General features: G+C 71.0%; 27 protein-coding genes. 10 read left to right on the top strand and 17 right to left on the bottom strand.

What is annotated here, in order from left to right:
• Positions 1-101 precede the first annotated feature (101 nt).
• Positions 102-464, top strand: a complete 363-nt coding sequence (locus OHU34_RS22895) for a DsrE family protein (RefSeq protein WP_020130361.1) — start codon at positions 102-104, stop codon at positions 462-464.
• A gap of 18 nt (positions 465-482) precedes the next feature.
• On the opposite strand, the gene OHU34_RS22890 is transcribed toward OHU34_RS22895, so the two are convergent.
• The 8 genes from OHU34_RS22890 to OHU34_RS22855 all read right to left on the bottom strand — a co-directional run bounded on the left by OHU34_RS22890 (position 483) and on the right by OHU34_RS22855 (position 5,940).
• On the bottom strand, positions 483-743 hold the full coding sequence (locus OHU34_RS22890) for a DUF3099 domain-containing protein (protein WP_142264969.1): 261 nt from the start codon (positions 741-743) through the stop codon (positions 483-485).
• Between the two features lie 81 nt (positions 744-824).
• A complete protein-coding gene (locus tag OHU34_RS22885; protein WP_010351646.1) occupies positions 825-1,112 on the bottom strand; it encodes a DUF1416 domain-containing protein in 288 nt (95 codons plus the stop codon).
• Between the two features lie 39 nt (positions 1,113-1,151).
• Positions 1,152-1,991, bottom strand: a complete 840-nt coding sequence (locus tag OHU34_RS22880; protein ID WP_142264970.1) for a sulfurtransferase — start codon at positions 1,989-1,991, stop codon at positions 1,152-1,154.
• 137 nt (positions 1,992-2,128) lie between these two features.
• Positions 2,129-2,209, bottom strand: coding sequence for a putative leader peptide (locus OHU34_RS22875; protein WP_351007875.1), 81 nt, complete (start codon positions 2,207-2,209; stop codon positions 2,129-2,131).
• A gap of 250 nt (positions 2,210-2,459) precedes the next feature.
• Positions 2,460-3,197, bottom strand: a complete 738-nt coding sequence (locus tag OHU34_RS22870; protein ID WP_054243837.1) for a DUF2993 domain-containing protein — start codon at positions 3,195-3,197, stop codon at positions 2,460-2,462.
• A 143-nt stretch (positions 3,198-3,340) separates the two neighbouring features.
• Positions 3,341-4,807, bottom strand: a complete 1,467-nt coding sequence (locus OHU34_RS22865) for a hypothetical protein (protein WP_405768051.1) — start codon at positions 4,805-4,807, stop codon at positions 3,341-3,343.
• A gap of 1 nt (position 4,808) precedes the next feature.
• On the bottom strand, positions 4,809-5,063 hold the full coding sequence (locus OHU34_RS22860; RefSeq protein WP_057600879.1) for a MoaD/ThiS family protein: 255 nt from the start codon (positions 5,061-5,063) through the stop codon (positions 4,809-4,811).
• 37 nt (positions 5,064-5,100) lie between these two features.
• Positions 5,101-5,940: an alpha/beta hydrolase gene (locus OHU34_RS22855; RefSeq protein ID WP_142264972.1), complete on the bottom strand. Its 840-nt coding sequence runs from the start codon at positions 5,938-5,940 to the stop codon at positions 5,101-5,103.
• A 202-nt stretch (positions 5,941-6,142) separates the two neighbouring features.
• On the opposite strand from OHU34_RS22855, the gene OHU34_RS22850 reads away from it, so the two are divergent.
• The 8 genes from OHU34_RS22850 to OHU34_RS22815 all read left to right on the top strand — a co-directional run bounded on the left by OHU34_RS22850 (position 6,143) and on the right by OHU34_RS22815 (position 15,084).
• Complete coding sequence (locus OHU34_RS22850) at positions 6,143-6,931, top strand: response regulator transcription factor (RefSeq protein ID WP_142264973.1); 789 nt, start codon at positions 6,143-6,145, stop codon at positions 6,929-6,931.
• Between the two features lie 105 nt (positions 6,932-7,036).
• The gene (locus OHU34_RS22845; protein WP_142264974.1) at positions 7,037-8,059 is read left to right on the top strand and encodes a LacI family DNA-binding transcriptional regulator; all 1,023 of its coding nucleotides are present in this window, start codon (positions 7,037-7,039) and stop codon (positions 8,057-8,059) included.
• A 176-nt stretch (positions 8,060-8,235) separates the two neighbouring features.
• Entirely contained in the window at positions 8,236-9,483 is a 1,248-nt protein-coding gene (locus tag OHU34_RS22840) for a S1C family serine protease (protein ID WP_230195342.1), read from the top strand.
• Positions 9,484-9,512: 29 nt separating this feature from the next.
• The gene (locus OHU34_RS22835) at positions 9,513-9,722 is read left to right on the top strand and encodes a hypothetical protein (RefSeq protein WP_054243831.1); all 210 of its coding nucleotides are present in this window, start codon (positions 9,513-9,515) and stop codon (positions 9,720-9,722) included.
• Between the two features lie 117 nt (positions 9,723-9,839).
• Positions 9,840-10,577: a response regulator transcription factor gene (locus OHU34_RS22830; protein ID WP_020130372.1), complete on the top strand. Its 738-nt coding sequence runs from the start codon at positions 9,840-9,842 to the stop codon at positions 10,575-10,577.
• Positions 10,574-12,019, top strand: coding sequence for an ATP-binding protein (locus OHU34_RS22825; RefSeq protein ID WP_405768046.1), 1,446 nt, complete (start codon positions 10,574-10,576; stop codon positions 12,017-12,019). Before OHU34_RS22830 ends, OHU34_RS22825 begins: the two co-directional genes overlap by 4 nt.
• Before the next feature lie 111 nt (positions 12,020-12,130).
• Positions 12,131-14,233, top strand: coding sequence for a pectinesterase family protein (locus tag OHU34_RS22820; protein WP_405768043.1), 2,103 nt, complete (start codon positions 12,131-12,133; stop codon positions 14,231-14,233).
• Between the two features lie 47 nt (positions 14,234-14,280).
• A complete protein-coding gene (locus tag OHU34_RS22815) occupies positions 14,281-15,084 on the top strand; it encodes a response regulator transcription factor (RefSeq protein WP_405768040.1) in 804 nt (267 codons plus the stop codon).
• Between the two features lie 20 nt (positions 15,085-15,104).
• Here OHU34_RS22815 and OHU34_RS22810 read toward each other — a convergent pair whose 3' ends face one another.
• The 4 genes from OHU34_RS22810 to OHU34_RS22795 all read right to left on the bottom strand — a co-directional run bounded on the left by OHU34_RS22810 (position 15,105) and on the right by OHU34_RS22795 (position 19,441).
• Positions 15,105-16,898: an ABC transporter ATP-binding protein gene (locus tag OHU34_RS22810; RefSeq protein WP_142264979.1), complete on the bottom strand. Its 1,794-nt coding sequence runs from the start codon at positions 16,896-16,898 to the stop codon at positions 15,105-15,107.
• Positions 16,899-17,019: 121 nt separating this feature from the next.
• A complete protein-coding gene (locus OHU34_RS22805) occupies positions 17,020-17,154 on the bottom strand; it encodes a hypothetical protein (protein WP_199920330.1) in 135 nt (44 codons plus the stop codon).
• Between the two features lie 100 nt (positions 17,155-17,254).
• Positions 17,255-17,389 (bottom strand): hypothetical protein, encoded by a 135-nt coding sequence (locus OHU34_RS22800; RefSeq protein ID WP_268267485.1) that lies wholly within the window; start codon positions 17,387-17,389, stop codon positions 17,255-17,257.
• Between the two features lie 249 nt (positions 17,390-17,638).
• A complete protein-coding gene (locus OHU34_RS22795; protein WP_405768036.1) occupies positions 17,639-19,441 on the bottom strand; it encodes a bifunctional metallophosphatase/5'-nucleotidase in 1,803 nt (600 codons plus the stop codon).
• A gap of 249 nt (positions 19,442-19,690) precedes the next feature.
• Here OHU34_RS22795 and mshD point away from each other — a divergent pair, with 249 nt between their 5' ends.
• The gene (mshD, locus tag OHU34_RS22790) at positions 19,691-20,617 is read left to right on the top strand and encodes a mycothiol synthase (protein WP_142264981.1); all 927 of its coding nucleotides are present in this window, start codon (positions 19,691-19,693) and stop codon (positions 20,615-20,617) included.
• Between the two features lie 60 nt (positions 20,618-20,677).
• On the opposite strand, the gene OHU34_RS22785 is transcribed toward mshD, so the two are convergent.
• The 5 genes from OHU34_RS22785 to OHU34_RS22765 form a co-directional block, all read right to left on the bottom strand.
• Positions 20,678-21,391 (bottom strand): ABC transporter, encoded by a 714-nt coding sequence (locus tag OHU34_RS22785; protein ID WP_230195337.1) that lies wholly within the window; start codon positions 21,389-21,391, stop codon positions 20,678-20,680.
• Entirely contained in the window at positions 21,379-22,932 is a 1,554-nt protein-coding gene (locus tag OHU34_RS22780) for an ABC transporter permease (protein ID WP_142264982.1), read from the bottom strand. The genes OHU34_RS22785 and OHU34_RS22780 overlap by 13 nt, the downstream gene beginning before the upstream one ends.
• Positions 22,929-23,807: an ABC transporter ATP-binding protein gene (locus OHU34_RS22775; RefSeq protein ID WP_142264983.1), complete on the bottom strand. Its 879-nt coding sequence runs from the start codon at positions 23,805-23,807 to the stop codon at positions 22,929-22,931. The genes OHU34_RS22780 and OHU34_RS22775 overlap by 4 nt, the downstream gene beginning before the upstream one ends.
• Positions 23,808-23,868: 61 nt before the next feature.
• Positions 23,869-24,711, bottom strand: a complete 843-nt coding sequence (locus OHU34_RS22770) for an anti-sigma factor (RefSeq protein WP_142264984.1) — start codon at positions 24,709-24,711, stop codon at positions 23,869-23,871.
• Between the two features lie 67 nt (positions 24,712-24,778).
• Complete coding sequence (locus OHU34_RS22765) at positions 24,779-25,330, bottom strand: RNA polymerase sigma factor (RefSeq protein WP_142264985.1); 552 nt, start codon at positions 25,328-25,330, stop codon at positions 24,779-24,781.
• Positions 25,331-25,423: the final 93 nt, after the last annotated feature.

Raw genomic sequence — 25,423 nt, 5'->3', positions numbered from 1 at the left:
ACATCCCCCTCAGAAGCGTGAAGCGCGTATTCCGTCTCGCGCTGCACAGGAGACCCATGGTCAACACAAGCAGTTGTAGTTGAGTTGATTACGATTCAGGCATGGCGAAGAAGCTCGTGATCAAGGTGACGGCGGGCGCGGATGCGCCCGAGCGGTGCTCCCAGGCGTTCACGGTCGCGGCCGTCGCCGTGGCCAGTGGGGTCGAGGTCTCGCTGTGGCTGACCGGGGAGTCCGCCTGGTTCGCGCTGCCGGGCCGGGCCGCCGAGTTCGAGCTGCCGCACGCGGCCCCGCTGCCCGGCCTGCTCGACTCGATCCTGGCCGGTGGCCGCCTCACCCTGTGTACCCAGTGCGCGGCCCGCCGGGACATCACGGAGAAGGACGTCATCGAGGGCGTACGGATCGCGGGAGCGCAGGTGTTCGTGCAGGAGGCGCTGACCGACGGCGTCCAGGCGCTCGTCTACTAGAAAAGGGGGAACAGGCCGCTACGGGCGGCGTTTCTTGCCGTCCAGCTCGTCCCACCACTCGTCGGACTTCGGGTCACCGGAGGGGTCGTCCCACCAGCGGTCCTCGGGGCCGCGCCGGTTGGCGACCATCGCGGCGAGCGGCGGGATGAGCATGGCCACCACGCACATGCCCACGGCCACCGGGATCGACCAGAGGCGCACGACCGCCCACGCCAGGACGAAGAGACCGACGCAGGTCCCCATCATGGCGAAGTAGACGTGCCGTCGCCGTGCGTACATACCTCCAGCGTAGGTCCGCGCACGCCGAAGGGCCGCACCCGCGGTGTCGGGGTGCGGCCCTTCAGTGGTTCACGGTGTCGTTCAGACCGCGATCGCGACCTCCGCGAGGCCGCCCTGCTGGGCGACGACCGTGCGGTCGGCGGTGGCGCCGGGAACGAGGGCGCGAACGGTCCAGGTGCCCTCGGCCGCGTAGAAGCGGAACTGTCCGGTGGCGGAGGTCGGGACCTCCGCGGTGAACTCGCCGGTCGAGTCCAGCAGACGGACGTAGCCCGTCACCGGCTCGCCGTCCCGGGTCACCTGACCCTGGATCGTGGTCTCACCGGGCTTGATCGTCGAGGCGTCCGGGCCGCCGGCCTTCGCTCCACACATGTGCTTCTCCTGAGGTCGTTCAGGTCGGTCTTCGGATGGTTACTTGTTGGCGCCGAGCTCGATCGGGACGCCGACGAGGGAGCCGTACTCGGTCCAGGAGCCGTCGTAGTTCTTGACGTTCTCCACGCCCAGCAGCTCGTGCAGCACGAACCAGGTCAGGGCCGAGCGCTCGCCGATGCGGCAGTACGCGATGGTGTCCTTGGCCAGGTCGACCTGCTCGTCGGCGTAGAGCTCCTTGAGCTCGTCGTCCGACTTGAAGGTGCCGTCGTCGTTGGCGTTCTTCGACCACGGGATGTTGCGGGCGGACGGGACGTGGCCCGGGCGCTGCGACTGCTCCTGCGGCAGGTGCGCGGGAGCGAGCAGCTTGCCGCTGAACTCGTCGGGCGACCGGACGTCGACCAGGTTCTGCGAGCCGATGGCCGCCACGACGTCGTCGCGGAAGGCGCGGATGGACTTGTTCTGCGGCTTGGCCTGGTAGGAGGTCTCGGGGCGCTCGGGCACCTCTTCGACCAGCTCGCGGGCGTCCAGCTCCCACTTCTTGCGGCCACCGTCGAGAAGCTTGACGTTGTCGTGGCCGTAGAGCTTGAAGTACCAGTAGGCGTAGGACGCGAACCAGTTGTTGTTGCCGCCGTAGAGGATCACCAGCGTGTCGTTGGCGATGCCCTTGGCCGACAGGAGCTTCTCGAAGCCCCCCTGGTCGACGAAGTCACGGCGGACCGGGTCCTGGAGGTCCGTGGTCCAGTCGATCCGGATGGCGTTCCGGATGTGGTTCTTCTCGTACGCGGACGTGTCCTCGTCGACCTCGACGATGGCGATGTCGGCGTTGTCGAGGTTGGCCTCGACCCAGTCGGCGTCGACCAGGACGTCACTGCGGCTCATGCTCGTTCTCCTCCGGGGCAGTTGCGGCGGGGGTGTGCAAGAAAGAGGGGTGCGCGGCCGGGTCTCGCCGGCGGCCGGCGCACGGATGCCCTCGAGTGAGGGCGCCGGGAGGCGCGGAAGGCCGGCGGCGCTTCCGCTCAGAAAGTGCGACAGAGCATGGCGGCGACGCGGCACAGGTCTACTGCCCGCCGCTTCGTGAGATCCGCCTGTCGCTGCATCATGTCGACGATCGTAGGGACGGACAGGTGGGCATGTCACCAGCATGCCGAATAGTGAGATGCGATCGTCCGGATAATGGGACAGAAAAAGCGCCCGGGCCGTTGCGACACGGCTTCCGGGCGCTTGTGTCCGTCGTCACCCCTACGGTACGGACGGCTGCGTCTCGCCTGTCGGACACTCGCCGTCCATCGGGGGTCGGTCCATGGTTCGTCGTCCATGGCCGGTCCGGGGGTCGGTCCGGGGGCAGCCCTACCCGGCCAGCCTGACGTTCGAACCCTTCACCGAGATGTCCACACCGTTCGTCCCCGCCTGGACCTTGTCGAGCTGGATCCCGCCGGGCAGGTCGTCGATCTTCTGCTGGAAGTCGGTGATCGAGCGCACCTCGCTCTCGGCGGCCTGGACCCCGCCGAAGCTGGGCAGCGAGTCGGCGTGCACGCGGACGGTGTCGCCCTCGACGGTGACCGTGCTGAGGACGTACACGGGCTGCGGCAGCTTGGTGCCGAGCACGGTGGCCTCGACGGCGACCTTGATCTTGCCGTTGCCGCCGTCGGAGAGACCGACCACGTTGGCGGTGACGCCCTGCATCACCTGCGTCGGCTCGGACTTCGCGGTCTTCAGCAGCTCGGCGTAGGTGATGGACGCGGTGCCGGTGGCGCTGGAGGCGGTGGCGGAGCTGTAGTCGCCGGAGAACTCGACGCCCTTCATGTCCGCCTGGAGGTCGTCGATACGGATCGACTGACCGCTCGTGCCGGTGGCCGCCTCGTAGTCCTTCATGCCGACCTCGACGTCGTCCAGCGAGCCGCCGACGACCTGGGTGAGGAACGGGAAGCCCTTGATGGACACGTCCGGGGTGGTGGCGAGGCCCTCGTTGGCCTTCAGCTTGTCGGCCACCTCACCCTCCGCGAAGTTCACGGCGAGGCGGTCCGCGAGCACGAACAGGCCGCCCAGGACCACGACGACGACCAGCAGTATTCGAAGCGCACGCATGCGGTAGTTCCCCCACCCGGATGGCCTGAACGGTTCATTGACAACGGTTCAAGGTAACCCCGAGAGGAAGGGGCACCAGCGATTTGTCGATCACCTGTGACAGACCATCACCGCTCTTTACCCCTTACTCCGCTCTTTGCCCCTTACTCCTGGGCCAGCGCCCGCCCGAGCACGTAGACCGCGGGGGCGGCCGCGGCCAGCGGCAGGGCCACGCCCGCCGTGAAGTGGACGAAGCGGGAGGGATAGTCGTAGCTCGCGACCCGGTGGCCGATGAGCGCGCAGACCGCCGCGCCGGCGCCGAGCAGCGCGCCCTTGGCGCCGAGGCCGGTCATCCCGCCGACCGCGATGCCCGCGCCCGCGGCGGCGAGCAGGGCCACCACGACGGAGGCCGGGGTGGGCAGCGGCAGCGCCCGGGCCAGGACGGCCACCGCCACCGCGGCCGTGCCGACCGTCACCGCGTCCGGCTCGGCGCCGAGATGCCCGGTGGCGAGGACGGCCAGCGCGGAGGAGGCGACGGTCGCCATCAGTCCGTACATACGTTCGTCGGGGTCGGCGTGCGAGCGCAGCTGGAGCACCAGACAGAGCAGGACCCAGACGCCGAGGGTGCCGAAGATCGCGGCGGGCGCGTTCTCCCGGCCCGCCGCGAGGAGTGCCGCGTCCGACACCAGTGCGCCCAGGAAGGCGAGCGCGATGCCCTGGCGGGCCGGCCACATGCCGTTCAGCCGGAACCAGCCCGCCGCGGTGACGGCCTGGAGCGCGACGAGCGGGACGAGGAGGGCGTAGGAGCCGATGGCCGCCGCACCGGAGAGGAGCAGACCGAGGACCGCGGTGAGCGCGGCGGGCTGCATCCCCGGCTCGATGATCGGCGAACGCCCCTCCAGGCGGGCCCGCTGGGCGTCGGTGACACGGGCGTTGCCGGCCAGGGTGGCGGGGCCGTAGGTCATGCCGGTGTCTCCGGTCGCGGGCTCCGGCACGGGGGCGGAAGCAAGGGGGGCGGCGGCGGGCGCCGAAGGGAGAGGGGAGGCCTGCTGCGGTGCCGGGGTCTGCCAGCTTCCCGCCTGGGCGTGGTGGTGCGCCTGGGAGTGACTGTGCGATTGCGCCTGGTTCTGTGCCTGGGCGTGGCCCTGGGGCTGGGGCTGGGCGTGGCTCTGCGGCTGTGCGTGGTTCTCCGGCGGCAGGGGCGCGCCCGCCGCGGGGCCGCCGCCGTACGCCGGGCCGTTGCCGTACGCGGAGGTGTCCGCGTACCCGGGGGCGTTTCCGTACCCGGAGGCCTCGTCGTACGCGGGAGCGTTGCCGTACGCGGGCTGCGGGCCGCCGTAGACGGGCGCCCCGCCGGTCTGCGGGGGCAGATAGGCGGTCGGGGCCGGGTCGGCCGCGGTGACCGGCGCCTGGACGCTCGTCTCCCAGGTCTGGCCCTGCCACTGCTGCGTGTGCTGGAGGTGGGCCTGCGGGTCCTCGTACCCCTGCTGCTGCCCCGGCCAGGCCTGCTGCTGCTGCTGAGCATGCTGGGGCTGATGAGCCTGCTGGGGCTGCTGCTGGGCGTACGGGTCGTAGCCCTCGTAGCCCTCGTACCCCTCATAGCCCTGCTGGTCGTACGGCTGGTCGGTCATCTCACCCTCCTGCGAACGGCGGGAGCACCTCGACCGTGCCGCCGTCGGCCAGCCGTACCGTCTCATGTTCGCGGGTGCCCACGGGGTCACCGTCGACGAGGAACGAGCATCGCCGCAGGACACGCACGAGTTCACCGGGGTGTCGCGCACGTGCGGCGTCGAGTGCCTCGGCGAGCGTGGCCGCGTCGTGCGGCTCCTCGGCGACCCCGGCCGCGGCCTTGGCCGCCGCCCAGTAGCGCACCGTGACCTTGGGCATCAGGTTCCTCAATCAATCGGCTGTGTACACGGTCAGGCTAGCCCGCCCGCGCGACCGCCCAGTCCCCGATACGGGCCAGCAGGCCGTCGTCGGCCGCGTGCTCGGCGTGGCCCATGCCGTGTTCCACCCAGAGTTCGCCGTGCCCGGCCGCGGCCTCGGCCAGCATCCGGGGGTGGTCGAGGGGGAAGTAGCCGTCCTGGTCGCCGTGCACGATCAGCAACGGGGTCGGCGCGATCTTCGGGACCGCCTCGACCGGGGACAGCGGGACGGGGTTCCATTCACGGCGGTGGATACGGGTGCGGAAGCCGTAGCGGCCGACCAGGCGGCCCTCGGGGCGGGTGACCATCCAGTGCAGCCGGCGCATCGGGGCCGTGCCGCGGTAGTACCAGCGGGCCGGGGCGCTCACGGAGACGACTGCGTCCACCGTCCCCTCGTAGAGCGCCGCGTGCCGCAGCACCACCGAGCCGCCCATCGAGAAGCCGACGGTCACCACGCGCGCGTGCCCGAGCGAACGGGCCCACTCCACGACGGCGGCCAGGTCGAGGACCTCGCGGTCGCCGACCGTCGAGTGTCCGCCGGAGCGGCCGTGGCCCCGGAAGGAGAAGGTGACGACGGCGCCGTGTTCGGCGAGGGCGGACGCCACGCGCCGCACGTGCGGGCGGTCCACGTCCCCGGTGAACCCGTGGGCGACGACGAACACCGGGTGACGGATGGATGGCGCGGAGGCGTCGTATACGGCCGCACCCGGTTCGTATACGGAATCGACGGCAATCCCGTCGGCGGTGGGCAGAAACGTCCGCAATGGTGCGTGCGTGCCCGTCTCGGAATACGGACGAACGGTGGAACGTGCCACATGACCTGCCGGACCGCTGCTCATGTGGGCTATTCTGCTGGACAGAGGACTCGGGCAGCGTAGCCCCCGGGTCCTTTTGTGCTTTCGGAAGCGTTGTATACGAAATGGGAACCGGGCGGGAAACGCCAGGTGACCGCGGGTGTACGGCCCTTCGGGATCGCAGAGCAGTGCCGCAAAAGCCGCAGTGCCGCAATGTCCTCGCAGGGACCGAGGAGGAACCAGACGTATGAGTTCTCTGCTGCTCCTGACCAACGCTCTCCAGCCGTCGACGGAGGTGCTTCCGGCTCTCGGACTGCTGCTGCACAACGTGCGCGTGGCCCCGGCCGAAGGCCCCGCCCTCGTCGACACCCCCGGTGCCGACGTCATCCTGATCGACGGCCGCCGCGACCTGCCCCAGGTCCGCAGCCTCTGCCAGCTGCTGCGCTCCACCGGACCCGGCTGTCCGCTCATCCTGGTCGTGACCGAGGGCGGCCTCGCCGCCGTCACCGCCGACTGGGGCATCGACGACGTCCTGCTGGACACGGCCGGACCGGCCGAGGTCGAGGCCCGGCTGCGGCTGGCCATGGGCCGCCAGCAGATCGTCAACGACGACTCCCCGATGGAGATCCGCAACGGCGACCTGTCGGTCGACGAGGCGACCTACAGCGCGAAGCTGAAGGGGCGGGTCCTGGACCTCACCTTCAAGGAGTTCGAGCTCCTGAAGTACCTGGCCCAGCACCCGGGCCGGGTGTTCACCCGCGCACAGCTGCTCCAGGAGGTCTGGGGCTACGACTACTTCGGCGGCACCCGTACCGTCGACGTCCACGTACGACGTCTGCGCGCCAAGCTCGGCCCCGAGCACGAGTCGCTGATCGGAACCGTCCGGAACGTCGGTTATCGATTCGTTACTCCCGAGAAGGGGGAGCGCGCGAGTGACGACGCCAAGGCCAAGACGGACCGGTCGGAGCAGTCAAACGCGGACGATACGGACAACATGGCCGCCCTGGACGCCGCAGAGGTCACGGCGGAGGCGTAGTACCCGCCGGTAAGCCCGGCACCCGCTCGGGAAGGGCGTCGCGCGCGCCCAGCGAAGCTCCTGTACGCCCTGCCCAGAGCGGGTCCATCCGCGTAGACTCCGCGGGTGGCCAAGGTGACTCGGGATGATGTGGCGCGACTGGCGGGTACTTCGACCGCTGTCGTCAGCTATGTCATCAACAACGGACCCCGGCCGGTCGCCCCGGCCACGCGCGAGCGTGTCCTCGCCGCCATCAAGGAGCTGGGGTACCGGCCCGACCGGGTCGCCCAGGCGATGGCGTCACGGCGCACCGACCTCATAGGTCTGATCATCCCGGACGCCCGTCAGCCCTTCTTCGGCGAGATGGCGCACGCGGTCGAGCAGGCCGCCTCCGAGCGCGGAAAAATGGTGCTGGTCGGCAACACCGACTACGTCGCCGAGCGCGAGGTCCACTATCTGCGGGCGTTCCTCGGGATGCGCGTCTCGGGCCTCATCCTCGTCAGCCACGCGCTGAACGACCTGGCGGCCGCGGAGATCGACGCCTGGGACGCCCGGGTGGTGCTGCTGCACGAACGCCCCGAGGCCATCGACGACGTCGCCGTCGTCACCGACGACCTGGGCGGCGCCCAGCTCGCCGTGAGCCACCTCCTGGAGCACGGCTACGAGTACGTGGCCTGTGTCGGCGGCACCGCGGAGACCCCCTCCGTCGGTGACCCGGTCTCCGACCACGTCGAGGGCTGGCGGCGCGCGATGGACGAGGCCGGTGTCAGCACCGAGGGCCGGCTCTTCGAGGCGCCGTACAACCGCTACGACGCCTACCGCGTCTCCCTGGAACTGCTGGCGGGCCCGGACCGGCCGCCGGCCGTGTTCTGCTCCACCGACGACCAGGCGATCGGTCTGCTGCGCGCGGCGCGCGAGCTGCGCATCGACGTGCCCGGCGAGCTGGCGGTCATCGGCTTCGACGACATCAAGGAAGCGGCCCTCGCCGACCCGCCCATGACAACGATCGCATCGGACCGCTCGGCGATGGCCCGGGCGGCGGTCGACCTGGTCCTGGACGACGGCCTGCGGGTCGCGGGCTCGCGGCGCGAGCGGCTGAAGGTGTTCCCGTCGCAGCTGGTGGTGCGCCGGTCCTGCGGCTGCGAGTAGCCGCTCGCAGGCCTGTGCGTGAACCGTTCACGGGCCCGCATGAGCCGTACATGAGACGTCTCTGAGAGGCTCCGCCTTACTGCGGGATCGCTCTTTATATCGGGCATACGAGGTTCTGGCGGGCTTCTCAGGGAGCACTCAGGGAGCTCTCATGGTCGGGCGGGAAGCTACTTTCCATGACCGAGAGCATCCGCCGCAGCGGCGAGTACGAGAACTTCGAGAACCCGTACCAGGCCCCGTACGAGGGCGCCCAGCAGCACGCCTCCGCCCCCATGGGCTCCTCCCCGGTGAACCCGGAGTGGCCGCCCCCGCCGGCCTACGAGCCGGTCGCGCAGCCCGTGCAGCAGCAGCCGGTGCAACAGCAGCCCGTTCAGCCGGTGCGGCAGTCCGCGCACCAGCCGCAGCCGGCCGTCGAGCCCACCGCGGTGTGGCAGACCCAGGCAGCGGCCGGCGGCGCCGACAACGGCGGCTACGGCGGCAACGGCGGCGGAACCGCTCTCCTCACCCCCGTGGCCTCCGAGCCCGCGCCCGGCAGGAAGAAGCGCGCCCGCGGCCCGTTCGCACTGCTCGCCGCCGTGGCGATCGTCGCGGCGGCCATAGGCGGCGGCACGGCCTACGGCATCCAGGAGCTGACCGGCAAGGACGAGGTGGTCTCCTCGTCCACCACCACCAGCGTGGTGCCCTCCAGCAAGACGGGTGACGTCGCCACCATCGCGGCGGCGGTCAGCCCGAGCGTCGTCGAGGTCAGCGCCACGCTCAGCAACGGGACGTCCACCGGCTCCGGTGTGATCATCACCAGCGGCGGCGAGATCGTCACCAACAACCACGTCATCTCCGGCGCCAACTCGATCAAGGTGACGACGAGCGACGGGAAGTCGTACACCGCCAAGGTCGTCGGCACGGACAGCAAGAAGGACCTCGCGCTCATCAAGCTGGAGAACGCGTCCGGCCTGAAGGCGGCGACCCTCGGCAACTCCGACGGCGTCAAGGTCGGCGACACGGTCGTGGCGATCGGCTCCCCCGAGGGCCTGACCGGCACCGTCACCAGCGGCATCGTCTCGGCGCTGAGCAGGGACGTGACCGTCTCGACCGACGAGAGCCAGAGCGAGAGCCAGGGCGGCCAGGGCGGCGACGGCAACTGGCCCTTCCAGTTCGGCGGCCAGCAGTTCAACGGCGACACGGGTACGTCCACGACGACGTACAAGGCGCTCCAGACGGACGCCTCCCTGAACCCCGGCAACTCCGGCGGCGCGCTCATCGACGCCAGCGGCAACATCATCGGCATCAACTCCGCGATGTACTCCGCCGCGACGGACTCGTCCTCCTCCGCCGACGCCGGCAGTGTCGGCCTCGGCTTCGCCATCCCGATCAACACCGTCAAGGCCGACCTCGCCACGCTGCGGGCCGGCGGCTCCGACAGCTGACAACCCACCACCGAGTCAGGGAGTACGTCATGATCAAGCAGGTTTCGCACACGGTGACCGGTTTCGGTGCGGCCGACCTCGGCCTGGCCCTCGACGTGGCGTACGAACTGCACCCGCCGGTCGCGCCCACCCGCGCGCCGGAGGTGGCGGCCCCGCAGCTGATGGGTCTGCGCACCACCGCGGCCCGCCCCCACCAGCGCAAGGTGCCGCTGAACCGGCTCGCGGCGATGCGCGGCTGATCCCACCGCAACCCGCTCTGCACGCGCACACCGGGAACCGTGCGAGGCTGAGGACACTCAGCACGTTCAGCAGGTCCGGCCTCCCGTCGTCCCACCGCACCCGAGGAAACCACGCCCATGAGCCCCGCCGAAGGCGACCGTGACACCCAGCGCATCCTGATCGTCGACGACGAGCCGGCGGTGCGTGAAGCACTCCAGCGCAGCCTCGCCTTCGAGGGCTACGACACGCAGGTCGCCGTGGACGGCGCGGACGCGCTGGAGAAGGCCACCGCCTACCAGCCCGACCTGGTGGTGCTGGACATCCAGATGCCGCGCATGGACGGCCTCACCGCCGCGCGCCGCATCCGCGGGGCCGGCGACACCACGCCCATCCTGATGCTGACGGCCCGCGACACGGTCGGCGACCGGGTCACGGGACTGGACGCCGGGGCGGACGACTACCTGGTCAAGCCCTTCGAACTGGACGAACTGTTCGCCCGCGTCAGGGCCCTGCTGCGGCGCAGCTCCTACGCGGCGGCGGCCGGAGCGGGCGCCGTGGAGGAGGACGAGGCCCTCACCTTCGCCGACCTGCGCATGGACCTCGCGACCCGTGAGGTCACCCGCGCCGGACGCCCCGTGGAACTGACCCGCACGGAGTTCACCCTCCTGGAGATGTTCATGGCGCACCCGCGCCAGGTCCTCACCCGTGAGCAGATCCTGAAGGCGGTCTGGGGCTTCGACTTCGAGCCGTCGTCCAACTCGCTGGACGTGTACGTGATGTACCTGCGCCGCAAGACGGAAGCGGGCGGAGAGCCCCGCCTCGTGCACACCGTGCGGGGCGTCGGGTACGTGTTGCGACAGGGCGGGGCGGAGTGAACAAGGTCGTACGGCGGTTCCGCTCGCTGCCGATCCGGTCACGGCTGGCCATGCTGGTCGCGGCGGCGGTGGCGTTCGCGGTGGCGGCGGTATCGGTGACCTGTTGGTTCCTCGTGCAGGGGAAGCTGTACGCGCAGGTCAACGATGACCTGGAGGAGATGGCACGGAGGCCCGGCACGGTCAACGCGCTCCTGCAGAGGTGCACGCAGAACCCTGAGGAGAACACCCAGCTTTTCCCCGGCAGGAACAACTACGTCCAGGCGATCAAGGAGCAGGGCGCTCCCTGTGTCGACCCGACCTCCCCGGGCACGGTCAAGGTCACCAGCTCCGACAAGGACGTGATCAAGGACGCGAAGAGCGGACGGGCCCTCTTCCGTAACGGCACCGACGACGACGGCAACGCCGTGCGCGTGCTGACCATGTATCTGGGCGCTGACCAGAACGACTCGCAGGGGGTTGCCCTGCAACTCGCGGTCTCCCTCAAGGGCACCCAGTCCACCCTCAACGAACTCGCCCTCATCCTCCTCCTCGTCTCCGGTATCGGAGTCGTCGGTGCCGGCGCCGCCGGTCTGGCGGTCGCCCGCGCGGGGCTGCGGCCGGTCGACAAGCTCACCGAGGCCGTCGAGCACGTGGCCCGGACGGAGGACCTGAGCATCCGGATTCCCGTCGAGGACGACAGCGACGACGAGATCGCCCGCCTCTCCCGTTCCTTCAACTCGATGACCGCGTCCCTCGCCAACTCCCGTGAGCTCCAGCAGCAGCTGATCGCGGACGCCGGTCACGAGCTGCGCACCCCCCTCACCTCCCTGCGCACCAACATCGAACTCCTCTCCCGCAGCGAGGAGACGGGCCGCCCGATCCCCCCGGCGGACCGCAAGGCCCTCCTCACCTCCGTGACGGCGCAGATGACCGAGCTGGCGTCACTGATCGGCGACCTCCAGGAACTGTCCCGTTCCGAGGGCCAGCGCGGCGAACGCGTGCAGGTGGTCTCGCTGGAGGACGCGGTGGAGTCGGCGCTGCGCCGGGCCCGGCTGCGGGGTCCGGAGCTGACCATCACGGCCTCGCTGGAGCCCTGGTACACCCGGGCGGAGCCGGCCGCGCTGGAGCGTGCGGTGGTCAACATCCTGGACAACGCGGTGAAGTTCAGCCCCGAGGGCGGCACGATCGACGTCCGGCTGAACCACGGGACGCTGACGGTCCGCGACCACGGCCCCGGTATCCCCAGCGAGGAACTCCCGCACGTCTTCGACCGCTTCTGGCGCTCCCCCAGCGCGCGGGCCCTGCCGGGCTCGGGCCTCGGTCTGTCGATCGTCGCCCGCACCGTGGAACAGGCCGGCGGCCAGGTCTCCCTGGCCCGCGCGGACGGCGGCGGCACGGTGGCGACGGTCCGGCTGCCGGGGGCACCGACACCTCCGCCGGAGGATCCCGCCATCACCTCGTAGCAGGCGGACGGCTCTCTCCCACGAATTTCCGTGAGTTGGCAACCTTTCCGATCCGGGCGGCGACCCAGCAGCGCATCAACTCCCCCCGCCCCGCACGGAACGGATGGTCGTATGAGCGCGCACCGACGCAGCGGCACCAGCAGGCCCCGACACCGCAGGCGCAGCACCGCCCTCGCGTTCGGCATCCCCCTCGTCCTCACCGCCGCCGGCACCCTGGCCTACGGCGCCGACCTCGGGCTCCTCGGAGCGGACGCGCAGGCGAAGGCCGCTGCCGCGCCCGCCGCCGCGCCCGCCTGGGCGACCGCCACCGCCGACGGCTTCGCCTCCGTCGACGCCCTGGGCCAGAACGGTACGTACGGCGGCCGGGACGGCAAGACCGTCACCGTGAAGACGCTCGCCGACCTCGAGAAGTACGCGACCGCCGCCGAGCCGTACGTCATCGTCGTCGCCGCGACGATCACCATGGACCCGGTCGGGAAAGAGATCAAGGTCCAGTCGGACAAGACGATCGTGGGGTCCGGGACCGCCGGGCACATCGTCGGCGGCGGCTTCTTCCTCGGCCAGGGCGTCCACAACGTGATCATCCGCAACCTGACGATCCGGGACGCCTACCAGGGCGTCTGGAACGACAAGGAGCACGACTACGACGGCATCCAGATGGACGGCGCGCACCACGTCTGGATCGACCACAACGACATCCGGCACATGGCCGACGGGCTCATCGACAGCCGCAAGGACACGACCTATCTGACGGTCTCCTGGAACAAACTGAGCCAGGAGAACAAGGCGTTCGGCATCGGCTGGACCGACAACGTCACCGCCGACATCACGATCCACCACAACTGGATCCGCGAGACCGAGCAGCGCAACCCGTCCACGGACAACGTCGCCCACGCGCACCTGTACAACAACTTCCTGGAGGATGTGGCGGGGACGGACATCAAGTCCTCGTACGGCAACTACTCGCGCGGCGGGACGAACATGGTCCTGGAGAACTCCTACTTCCAGGGCCTGGCCAACCCCGTCGTCCGGGACGCCGGCGCCACCCTCGTCCAGCGCGGCAACGTCTTCTCCGGCACGACCGGCAAGAACGAGAGCGGCGGCACGGGCGCGGCCTGGGACCCGAAGACGTACTACGCGTACACCCTCGACAAGGCGGCCGACGTGCCGGCGCTGCTCAAGTCGGGCGCGGGCCCGCGCAGTTCCATCGGCACCTCCGCGAGTACGACGACGACGGCCACCACGAAGGCCGCGGCCGCCACCACGCTCACCGTCGCCAAGGACGGCAGCGGGCAGTACACGACCGTGCAGGCCGCCGTGAACGCCGTGCCGGCGAACAACCCCGCGCGGGTCGTGATCGCCGTCAAGCCGGGCACGTACCGCGAGCTGGTCAAGGTCCCGTCCAACAAGCCGCACGTCACCATCCAGGGCACCGGCGGCAGCCGCAAGGACACCACCATCGTCTACGACAACGCGTCCGGTACGCCGAAGCCCGACGGTTCCGGCACGTACGGCACCGGCGGCAGCGCGACCGTCGCCGTCGACGGCGACGACTTCCAGGCCCGTAACCTGACCATCTCCAACGACTTCGACGAGGCCGCCCACCAGGACATCGCCAACCAGGCGGTCGCCCTGCGCACCTCCGCCGACAAGGTGTTCCTCGACAGCGTCATCGTCAGCGGCGACCAGGACACCCTGCTGGTGGACACCGCGGCCAAGGAGAAGCTGGGCCGCGTCTACCTCACCAACTCCTACGTCATCGGCAACACCGACTTCATCTTCGGCCGGGCCACCGCGGTGATCGACAAGTCCGTCATCACCCTGAAGAAGCGCTGGAACGGCACCTCGGCCGGCTATGTCACGGCCCCCAGCACGGCCGCCGGCCGCAAGGGCATCCTGATCGCCAACTCCACGGTCAACGGTGACGTCGCCGACCGCAGTTTCTACCTCGGCCGCCCCTGGCACGCGGGCGGGGACGCGACCCTGGACCCGCAGACAACCGTCCGCAACACCGCCCTGAGCGCCGCCGTCAGGACCACGCCGTGGACCGACATGAGCGGCTTCTCCTGGAAGGACGACCGGTTCGCGGAGTACAGGAACACCGGCGCGGGGTCGGGCGCGGCGAGCTCCGACCGTCCCCAGCTGACCGACGCCCAGGCCGCCGCCCAGGAGGTCGCGGACTGGCTGGGCGACTGGACCCCCACGGCCTCCTGACATCCCTCTGCCAGCTCCACCACAGCCCCTCGCTCCACCGTGAGGGAATGGTGATACGAACGGTGAAGGGAACGGCGGGGGCGGCAGCGGGCGGGGGAACGGCGGGGCGAGCGGGTACGGCGGGGCGAGCGGGTACGGCGGGGAGGATACTGCTGGCCGACGACGACGCGGACATCCGCGAGGGACTCGGCCGGCTGCTCCGCTTCGAGGGCTACGAGACCGTCCTCGCCGGAGACGGACGGCTCGCCCTCGACCTCGCCCTCGACCTCGTCGGAGCCCCCGGCAACGCCCCCGACCTGGTCCTCATGGACGTCACCATGCCCGGCCTGGACGGTCTGGCCGCGACCCGGCGGATCCGGGCCTCCGGCTCCACCGTCCCCATCCTGATGATCACCGGCCGGGACGCGGTGGGCGACCGTATCGTCGCCCTCGACAACGGCGCGGACGACTATCTGATGAAGCCGTTCGCCGCGGAGGAGCTGCTGGCCCGGGTACGGGCCCTGCTGCGCCGGGGGCCCCGACGGGCGTCCCCGCCCGCCGGGGCCGCCTCCACCCGGTTGACCTTCCACGACATCATCATGGACCTGCCTACCCACACGGTCACCCGCGCCGCCCGCCCGCTCGACCTCACCCCCACCGAGTACTCCCTCCTGGAGTACTTCCTCCGCCATCCGACGAAGGTCCTCGGCCGCGCCCGGATCCACAAGGACGTCTGGGGCTTCGACTTCGAGCCGACGTCCAACACGCTCGACGTGTACGTCATGTACCTGCGGCGCAAGCTGGAGCAGTACGGCGAACCGCGGCTGATCCAGACGGCACGCGGGCTGGGGTACGTGCTGCGGGTGGGGTGACTCGGACACCCGGCGCTGCTTCAGAGGCGCAGCACCAGCGTGTCGTCGGTGAGCCGCTTGCGTGCCGTGCTCTCCCCGGCCGGCTCCGACCAGGGTTCGACCAGCCTGGTGTAGGCCGCGCAGCGGGTCATCAGCTCGTCGTGCGTGCCTGCGTCCAGCAGCCGCCCCTCGTCCACGACCAGGATGCGGTCGGCGTCGCGGGCGAGGCTCAGATCGTGGGTGATCATGATCGTGGTGCGGCCCGACATGAGGCGGCGCAGCGGCTGGACGATCTGCCGGGCGGCCACCGAGTCGAGGCCGGCGGTCGGTTCGTCGAGGACGAGGACCGGGGCCGCGCGGAGCATCGCGCGGGCGATGGCAATGCGCTGGAGCTGGCCGCCGGAGAGGGCCGCGGTGCCGGGGGCGATGTGGGTGTCGTAGCCGTCGGGGAGGGCGGCGATGAACTCGTGGGCGGCGGCCGACCTGGCCGCTCGCTCGATCTCCGGGTCCGTGGCGCCCGGACGGCCGCACGCGATGTTCTCCCGGATCGTGCCGTTGAGGACGAGGGTCTGCTGGGGGAGCAACGCCGTGTTCTCGCGGACGAACTCCAGCGGGACGTCCGTGAGCGGGACCCCGTCCAGGCGGACGACGCCCTCGTCGGGGTCGTAGAAGCGGGTGAGGAGTTTGGAGAGGGTGGACTTGCCGGCCCCGCTCGCGCCCGTGACCAGCACCAGTTCGCCGGGGCCGACGGTGAAGGTCACGTCCCGCAGCGACGCGCGGGCCGCGTCGGGATAGCGGAACGAGACGCCGTGCAGGCTGACCCGGCCCTGGACCGGCCAGGCGGGGACGGGGGCGTCCGGGTCCTTCACCGACGGCTGCGCGTCCAGGAGTTCCGCGATGCGTTCCGCGCCCGCCGTGGCCGCGGTGACCGTCAGGCCGAGTTGGCCGAGGTTGCGGACCGGCGGATAGAGGTAGCCGATGAACGCGGCGAAGGCGAGCAGGGCGCCGAGGGTCATCCGGCCGGCCGAGATCTCCCAGACGCCCAGGCCGATCACCGACAGGACGCAGAGAGTCTCGACCACCTCGACGAACTGCTCGTACATCTCGCTCAGCCGCGCCCCGCGCACACTGGCCCGCATCCACGCGCGGGCCTCCTTGTCGAGGCGGCGCTCCTCGTCGCGGCGGCGGTTGTACGCCTGGGTCAGCACGATGTTGCCCAGCGACTCCTCCACCACCGAGGTGATCGCGCCGTCGGCGACGCGTTCGTCCTGCGAGGCCTGCTTGATCCGGCCGGAGAAGCGGCGGGCGGCGAGCAGGAAGAGCGGGGCGAGGACGAAGGTGGCGAGGGCCAGATCCCAGCGGAGCCACAGGGCCGCCGCCGCGTAGAAGACCGCGGAGAAGGCCGCGGAGATCGTGCCGACCACGCCCGACACGACCAGCTGTTCGATGGCCTCCACGTCTCCCGTCAGGCGTTCCACCAGGTCACCGCGGCGGTGCCGCTGGAAGAAGTGGGGCGGCAGATCCTGGACGTGACCGAAGACGTTCGCGCGCAGCCGGAGGACGAACCGTTCCGCCGTCCAGGTCGCGAGCGAGTTGCCCAGGTAGCCGACGAGTGCGCCCACCGCGGCGACGCCCAGCCAGGCTCCGGCCGGCCCCCAGAAGGCGGAGAGCGAGCCGGCCTCGAGGGCGTTGTCGGTGAGTTCGGCGAACAGCAGGATGGAGGCCGTCTCGGCGAGCGCGGACACCACCACGCACCCCACGATCACCAGCATCCACCCGCGGTCACCGCGGGTCAGCGGCCAGAAGCGGCGGAAGGCCTCACGGGCTTCCCTCATGTCAGCAACTCCCTCGACTCCCTGCGTGGACGAAAGGCCGTGTACGAAAGGCCGTGTACGAAGGGCACGGCCGAGGCGGGGTCACCGGCTCTCACCGGTGACCCCGCCTCGTGGCGTGCCGTCAGCCCTTGTGCGCGACCGGGCGGCGCTTCGGCGTGACCTTCTTCGCGGCCTTCTTCTTGGCCACGGGCTTCGGGGCCGGGGCGGCAGCGGTCTTGCGGGCCTTCTTGACGGGGGTGATCTTGTGGAAGCTCATGGGAATTACCTCTCCATTTATCAGGTGCTGAATATGCTGGTTTTACGCGCGGCTTATTTGTCGCGTATTTGCAACAGTGTCGACCGAGGCGACTGCGACATCAGCCCTTGTGGGAGACCGGGCGGCGCTTCGGCGTGACCTTCTTCGCGGCCTTCTTCTTGGCCACGGGCTTCGGGGCCGGGGCGGCAGCGGTCTTGCGGGCCTTCTTGACGGGGGTGATCTTATGGAAGCTCATGGTGCTCTCCGTTCGCTCTGTTCGCTTACTTCGCTTTCGCGTCGTTCGCTTTCGACATGGAAAACATTACGGGACGACGGAAGAGGAAAAGGCCGATTCCGCTTAGACCTCGATGAATTGCGGCTGAGACGACTTTTCAGGCGGCATCGGGAACCAACCGAGAACTCACACAGGTTTTAATACGAAGAGGCGGCCCCGTCGATGACGGGGCCGCCTCGTGAACCGCTGTGCTCGCGGGTCGCTCGTGGGTTACTGCACGATCGCGATCCGGTTCGCCGTCGGCGGGGCGATCGGGCCCGTGGCCGAGGAGTTGGCGAGCAGGTACTGCTCCAGGGCGGTCAGGTCGTCGGCGCCGACGAGGTCGTTCGTGCCCTGGCCCAGCGTGGTGAAGCCGTCGCCGCCGCCCGCGAGGAAGCTGTTCGTGGAGACGCGGTAGGTGGCGGCGGGGTCGATCGCCGCGCCGTTCAGCTTGATGGAGTCCGTGACGACACGGTCGGCGCCGCTCTTCGTCAGGTCCAGCGTGTACGTCAGGTTGGCGGACGGCTGAAGGATCTTCGGCGCGCTCGCGTTCGTCCCGCTCACCTGCTCCTTGAGGACCTGGATCAGCTGGGCGCCGGTGAAGTCCTGGAGGTTCACCGTGTTGGAGAACGGCTGGACGGTGAAGCCCTCGGCGTAGGTCACCACGCCGTCGCCCTCACTGCCCTTGGCCGCGTAGGTCAGGCCCGCCCGGACGCCGCCCGGGTTCATCAGCGCGAGGTCCGTCTCCGGGTCGAGCTGCTTGCCGTACCAGAGCTGGGCGTCCGCGATGAGGTCGCCCATCGGGGACTCGGTGCCCGTGCTGGGGACGTCCGCGGAGATGTAGCCGATCGCCCGGTTGCCGACGGGGGCCGCCAGGGTGTTCCACTTGGTGATCAGCTCGGTCATGTCGGGCGCCTTGGCGACGGTCCGGGTGACCACGTGGTTCGCCGACTTGACCGCCGTACGCGCGATGTCACCGGTGAAGCGGTCGTACGTCAGCGTGGTGTCCGTGTACAGCCGGCCGAAGGACGCGGCCGAGGTGACCGTGCGCGGCTTGCCCGACGGGTCCGGGATCGTGCACGCGTACGCGGCGTGCGTGTGACCCGTCACCAGCGCGTCCACCGCCGGCGTGATGTTCTTCGCGATGTCGACGATCGGGCCGGAGATGCCGGCGCCCGCGCCCGGGGAGTCACAGTTGTAGTTGTAGGAGCCCGAGGCCGGCAGCCCGCCCTCGTGGATCAGCGCCACGATCGACTTCACGCCCTGCTTCTGCAGCACCTTGGCGTACTTGTTGATCGTCTCGACCTCGTCCTTGAACTTCAGGCCCTTGACGCCCTCGGCGGACACCACACCGGGGGTGTCCTCCAGCGTCACGCCGATGAAGCCGATCTTGACGTCCTTCTTCTTCCAGACGAAGTACGGCTGGAGGATCGGCTTGCCGCTCTTCTCGGACAGGACGTTGGCCGCCAGGTACGGGAAGTCGGCCCCCTTGAACCGCTTGTCCGTGTAGCAGCCGGCCGTCGGGTGACAGCCACCGTTCTGGAGCCGGGCCAGCTCCTTGGCACCCTCGTCGAACTCGTGGTTGCCGACCGACGTGACATCCAGGTCGAGCTTGTTCAGCGCCTCGATGGTGGGCTCGTCGTGGAACAGACCCGAGATCAGCGGGGAGGCGCCGACCATGTCGCCGCCGGCCGCGGTGACCGAGTACGTCTTGCCCTTGCGGGCCTCGCGCAGGTGCGTGGCGAGGTACTCCACACCACCCGCGTCGATCGTCTTCGTCGTGCCGTCCGCCTGGAGTTCCGTGACCCGGCCGGAGGAACCGGACGGGGGCTCGAGGTTGCCGTGCAGGTCGTTGAAGGACAGCAGCTGCACGTCCTGGTAGCGGCTCGGCAGCGGCTTGGAGTGCTTGGTGTCATGGGCGTCCGCCGGAAGCGCGGCGGCCATGGCACCGGCGGTGGCGAGACCCGCGGCGGCCGCGAGAAGACGGTACGTACGACGTCTGCCGTTCGGATGCGGCTGGGAAGTGGCTGGCATGCGCCCCCCTGAGGTGTCTGCCTGTGGTGTCTGCGTCCCCCGGGCCCGACCGGCCCTGAGAGACGTATGAGGAAGTGGCCCCGTCCGGCGCAGCCTAGGGTCAACGCGCGTAGCGCGACAGGGGGTTCTTGGTTACATCCTGGTTTCCCTTTGTCCTGGGCTTACCCTCTGCTTTGCCTTTCCGGACCGCAGCCTTCCGCCTCTCCCCTTGCCCCCACTTTGTGCGTCCCGACCCTTACCCTCGTACGCATGACCAGCGACGACATCGCACGGATCCCCGGCTCCCGATCCATCGAGACCCACTCCGAGCTCTCCCCCGAACAGACCGAGGCCGTCCTCGAACTGCTCGCGGAGGCCGCCCGGACGGACGGCCAGCAGGCGGTGTCCGAACAGGGCCGCCTCCAGCTGCGCGGAGGTGCCCGCGAAGGCGTCTCCCACCTGGTCCTCAACCTCGGCGACGAACTCGTGGGCTACGCCCAGCTGGAGGACACCGATCCGGTCGAGGCGCCCGCCGCCGAACTGGTCGTCCACCCCTCGCACCGCGGCCACGGACACGGCCGCGCGCTCGGCTCCGCCCTGCTCGCCGCCTCCGGCAAGCGGCTCCGGGTGTGGGCCCACGGCGGTCACTCCGCGGCCCGGCACCTCGCCCAGGTCCTCGGCCTCTCCCTGTTCCGCGAACTGCGCCAGATGCGGCGGCCGTTGACCGACCTCGAGCTGCCCGATCCGGTGCTGCCCGAGGGCGTGACCGTCCGCGCCTTCGTCCCCGGGAAGGACGACTCCGCCTGGCTCGCCGTCAACGCCGCCTCCTTCGCCCATCATCCCGAGCAGGGCTCCCTCACCCAGCGCGACCTCGACGCCCGCAGGTCCGAGCCCTGGTTCGACCCCGCCGGCTTCTTCCTCGCCTTCGACGGCGAGCGGCTGGTCGGCTTCCACTGGACGAAGGTGCACGCCGAGGAGCAGCTCGGAGAGGTGTACGTCCTCGGGGTGGCCCCCGGCGCGCAGGGCGGCGGCCTCGGCAAGTCCCTCACCACGATCGGCCTGCGGCATCTCGCGGCGCAGGGCCTGCCGACGGCGATGCTGTACGTCGACGCCGACAACAAGGCCGCGGTGTCGGTGTACGAGCGGCTGGGGTTCATCACCCATGAGACGGACCTGATGTACCGGACGGAGACCTGAGCCGGCCCAGGAGAACCTGGACCTCACCCGGGAGCCGGGACCTCACCCGAGGGCCGAGCCTCACCCGGAGAGACGGCCCCAGGGCGGACCGAGCCGGCCCGACCCGTGTCTGCGGGGCCGGGCCCGCAGCGGCTCCGGTGTCCACAGCACGCTCAGCGTGACCGTCGCCCCCAGCACCACCGCCCATCTCACCTGCGTCGCCGCCCAGTAGGGGTCCTGGGACGTGCCCAGCAGGCCCCACCGGTTCGGGACCAGTACCGCCACCGCGGCCGCCGTCCCCAGCCAGACCGCCGTGCTCCTGCCCACCTCCGCCGTCTGGGTGAAGCGGACGGCGATCGTCGCGAGGGCGAGGGCGGCACAGGCCGTCCCCGCGGCCTCGAGTGTGGCCGGGCCGAGCGCGGGGCGGGTCGGGGCCGGGGTGAGGAGCAGAACCGCCGCCCACCACAGGGCCGCCAGGGGGGCGACGAAGGCCAGCCGCAGCACGGTTCGCCGCGGGCGGCCCACCGGTGTCGTCGCCGTGGTGTTGCGGGCCGGGTCGTCCAGCAGGAAGGCCAGGCCCAGTGCGCCGGTGAGGGCGGTGAGGCGCAGGACCAGCCGCCCCAGTTCGGCGTCCGGAGCGTGGTCCGGCAGCCGGGTGGTGCCGGCGAGCAGCAGGCCCAGCCCGCCGGCCGTGGTCAGCGCCCGCCGGGGAAGGCCGCGCCACACCGGCGGCACCAGGGGCCGCAACAGGTCCGCCGGGAGCCCTCTCGTCGCTGTCCGCGCTACTCCTCGCACTGGTCCGCCTCCTTCGGCACCTCGACACCCAGCAGCTTCGCGGCCTGGGCGGTCGTCGTCCGCGCGGACGTCAGTTCCGTCCAGTGGGCCTTGACCCGGGCCGTCATCTCGGCACGCGGCCGGTCCAGCAGTTCCCGGATCACCGTCGTCTGCGGGCCCGACAGGCTCAGCCCGTTCGTCGGGGCCAGGACCACGCCCGAGCCGGTGGTGCTGTCGTCCAGCCGCACGTTCCGGAAGGTGGCCGTCGGGGTGGGGTCCTGGCCCAGGACCAGCCACATGATGGTCACCGCGCGGGCGTCGCACATGGGCTCGGTCGTCACGTCCTCCGAGCCTCCCACCAGGACCGTGGCGACACCGACCGCGAACTCGGGGACGCGGTTGCCGCCCCAGCGTGTACCGACCGTCACCTCGCCGGGAGTGGTGGACGGTTCGATGGCGCCGTCGATCTCCACTCCGCCGTCGGTGTAGACGCGCTGGCGGACCGTCAGACGGCCCTCCGCCGCCGTGCCGCCGGCCCCGGACCTGACGCGGTCCACGACCTCGGCCCAGTCGTCCCGCACACCGGCCCACTCGGGGAACGAGCAGTACGTCGAGCCGTCGTGCGTCGTGCACGACTGGACCTTCGCCGGGGAGTCGGACGCCGTCCTGCGCGCCGCGTCCAGAGCCGACGTGTCCCCCGGGAACTGGCCGATCACACCGGCCGCGGTGGCCGCGAGGGCGAGCGCGGTCGCCGCCTTGACGGCCCGGGTGCGACCGCCGGCGACCAGCAGGGCCACGCAGGCCAGCACGGCGCACAGGCCCGTCACGTACAGGGCGTGCCAGCCAGCCGGACGGCCCAGCAGGTCGGAGGGGACCGGGTCGCCACCGCTGGACGAGAAGAACTGGATCGGGTCGAGCCAGCCCACCCACTCCTTGCGGACGTCGATGAGTCCGGAGGCCAGGACGCCGAGCACGTACACGGCGATGACGAACAGTATGGGCACGAAGGAGGAGGGCAGCAGACGGGCCAGCAGCACACCGGTGACGCCCGCCAGCAGGACAGTCAGGGGTCCGACGGCCAGCTCCCCGAAGGAGCCGTGGCCGATCGCGCCGGGCTTGAGCGCCTCCCGGGTGTACTCGGCCGCGACGGCGAGCGCGGTGAGCCCCGCGTAGGGGATCACGGAGAGCACATGGGCGAGGGTGCGCCGCCAGGGCTCCATGGTCAGAACCCCGAACTGCTGCGCCGTGCCGTGCTTGCGCGAGCGCAGCGCGGCCGCGTTGGCGCAGATGAACAGGGCGAGGGCGAACAGCAGCGGCGTCGCCTGGGTGCGGCGGTCGACCGTGTTGAGGACGGGGAAGTCGTCCATGCCGTCCTTGCTCATCAGCCGCAGGGCGATGAGGACGACGTACAGGGCGAAGAAGAACAGCACCGGGATCTGCTGGAGCAGTTCGCGGGTCTCGAAGCGGGCGAGGGCGAGGACGGCCTTGGCGCGGTGGCCCTCGCGCGGCGGCTCGGTGAGCGGGGCGGCGGGTTCCGTGATCGTCGGGGTCGTGGTGCTCACGCCGTCACCTCCGCGCTCTCGCCGTCGAGGGTGAGCAGGTAGCCGTCCTCCAGGGTGGGTTCGAGGAGTTCGGCGCCGGTCGGCGGATCGCCGATGTTGCGGAAGCTTCCGGTGCCGGTGCGCCAGCCCGCCAGGGCGTTCGGATCGCGTTCCGTGCTGCTCCAGACCCGGCCGGCCGCGCGGGCCGTCAGGTCGGCCGGGGTGCCCTCGAAGTGGACGCGGCCCCGGGCCAGCACCACGACCCGGTGGCAGAGCATCGCCACGTCCTCCGTCTGGTGGGTGGACAGCAGTACCGTGCGGCCCTCGCCGGCCTGGGCGATCAACTCGCGGAAGCGCATGCGCTGTTCGGGGTCGAGGCCGACCGTCGGCTCGTCCAGCACCAGGAAGCCGGGCTCGCCGACGAGTGCGGCGGCCAGGGCGACGCGCTGGCGCATGCCACCGGACAGCCGCTTGATGCGGGTGCCGCGCACCTCCGAGAGGTCGACGGCCTCCAGCACGCGCCGTACCTCGCGCAGCCGGGCGCCGCGGTCGGTCAGCTCCTTCAGGATGGCCACGTAGTCGACGAACTCGAAGGCCGTGAAATCCGGGTGGAAGCCGGGGGTCTGGGGCAGATAGCCGAGCGTGCGGCGCAGGGCCAGCCGGCCGGCCGCGGTGCCGGGGTCGTGCCCGAGGGCCGTGAACGCGCCCCCGTCGGGTGGCACGGCCGTGGCCAGCACCCGCAACAGGGTGGTCTTGCCCGCGCCGTTGGGACCGAGCAGCCCGGTGACTCCGCGCGTCAGCCGCAGCGAGACCCCGTCGAGAGCACGGGTACCGCCGAAGCGCAGGGAGAGGTCGGTGGCCGTCAGGGTGGCGGGGCCGGTGGAAGCGGTGGTCATGCGAAGCTCCTGGAAGTCCGGTGGGCGGGCGGGGCGGGGGCCGAGGTCGCGGGTGGCCGCGTCACCCGGTGCCCCCGTCCGCGAAGCCGCCCAGCGGTCGGGCGTCGAAGCGGTCACGGGCCTGGTAGAGCAGGAGGGCGGCGAGGGCCGCCACGGCCGCCGCGGCCGACTGGCCGGCCACCGTGAACGGGGCGAGCGTGTCGTGGGCGTGCACCTGGCTCTTCGCCAACACCAGCAGCGACACCCACGCGCCGCCGACCAGGGCGGGCGCCACGACCGGCCCCAGCCGGGCGGTCAGCGCGAGTCCCGTCGCGGTGAGGGCGAGCGCGGGCAGCAGCCAGGCCAGGGCCAGCAGCCCGTACCCCGGCAGTGCCAGCGTCGCCAGGCCGTTGAAGGCCAGGCCCGCGGTGAGCACCGCGACCGTGCGGATCATCAGCAGCCGGAAGCCGTGCAACGGGGCGACGACGGCCATCTCGTACGTCGGGTCCAGGGACGGGCCGTACGACAGGGCGACTCCGGCGAGCGGGAGCAGCGGGGCGAGCGCGAGGAACAGCGCGGGCTGGTCCGCCACACGCACCGCCAGCACCGTCACGACCAGCAGGAACAGCACCGACAGGAGCCAGGAGCGGCGCAGGACCGGGGTCGCCGTCAGCAGCCTCGCGGTGTGGTCGGCCACCCCGAGCCGCACCAGCAGCCGCTCGAGCAGGCCCTGCCGCGGCGCGTCCAGCTCGGCGTCCAGCCGCTCCCAGCCGGCGTCCAGCGCGACGGGGTCGGTGGTCTCCGCGAGCCGGGCCCGGCACTGCGCGCACCCGGCGAGGTGGGTGTCGGCGGACCACAGCAGCGGCGGCGCCAACTCGCCGTGCGCGTACGCCCGCAGGTCCTCTTCAGCCACATGCCACGTCATGCCACGACCTCCCTCGACTGTCCGTCGCCCGCGCGTCCGCGCGAGTCGGTTCCGCACACGTGCCGCCTCATGCCAGCGCCTCCCGCAGTTGCTTGCGGGCACGCTGGGCCCGCGTCTTGACGGTGCCGGGCGGGATGCCGAGCAGAACGGCCGCCTCCCGGGTGGTGAGCCCGTCGATGACGGTCGCCTGGAGGACGGCCCGCAGCTCCGGCGAGAGGCGGGTGAGGGCCCCGGCGAGGTCCCCGTGCTCCACCCCCGCGAGCACGCGTTCCTCCGCCGAGGCCTCGTCGCGGTGGCGCAGCCGGTACAGCGCCTGGCGCAGTCGGCCGCGCGCCCCGTCCCCGCGCACGGCGTCGACGAGCCGCCGCGAGCCGATGCGCCACAGCCAGCCGGCGGCGTCGTCGGAGTAGCCCTCCTGGCGGTGGCGGGCGGTGCCGCGCCACACCGCGAGGAAGGTCTCCTGCACGACGTCGTCGACTGTCCCGGCGTCCGCGCAGCGGCCGCGCAGGCGCGCGGTCAGCCAGGGTGCGTACCGCCGGTACAGCTCCTCGAAGGCGTGACGGTCCCGGTCTGCCGCGATGGCCCGCAGCAGCTCCCCGTCGCTTCTCGTTTCGCTCACATCCCCTCATCGGACGGGCCCCGCCCATCGGTTCACGGTTCGCCGCACGATTTTTTCTTGACTTCGGGCACCACCCTCCACCACCCTTTCACT

Source organism: Streptomyces sp. NBC_00080 (genome assembly GCF_045041255.1).
In the GTDB taxonomy this organism is placed as follows: domain Bacteria; phylum Actinomycetota; class Actinomycetes; order Streptomycetales; family Streptomycetaceae; genus Streptomyces; species Streptomyces coriariae.
This window is presented reverse-complemented; position numbering and strand designations above follow the sequence as displayed.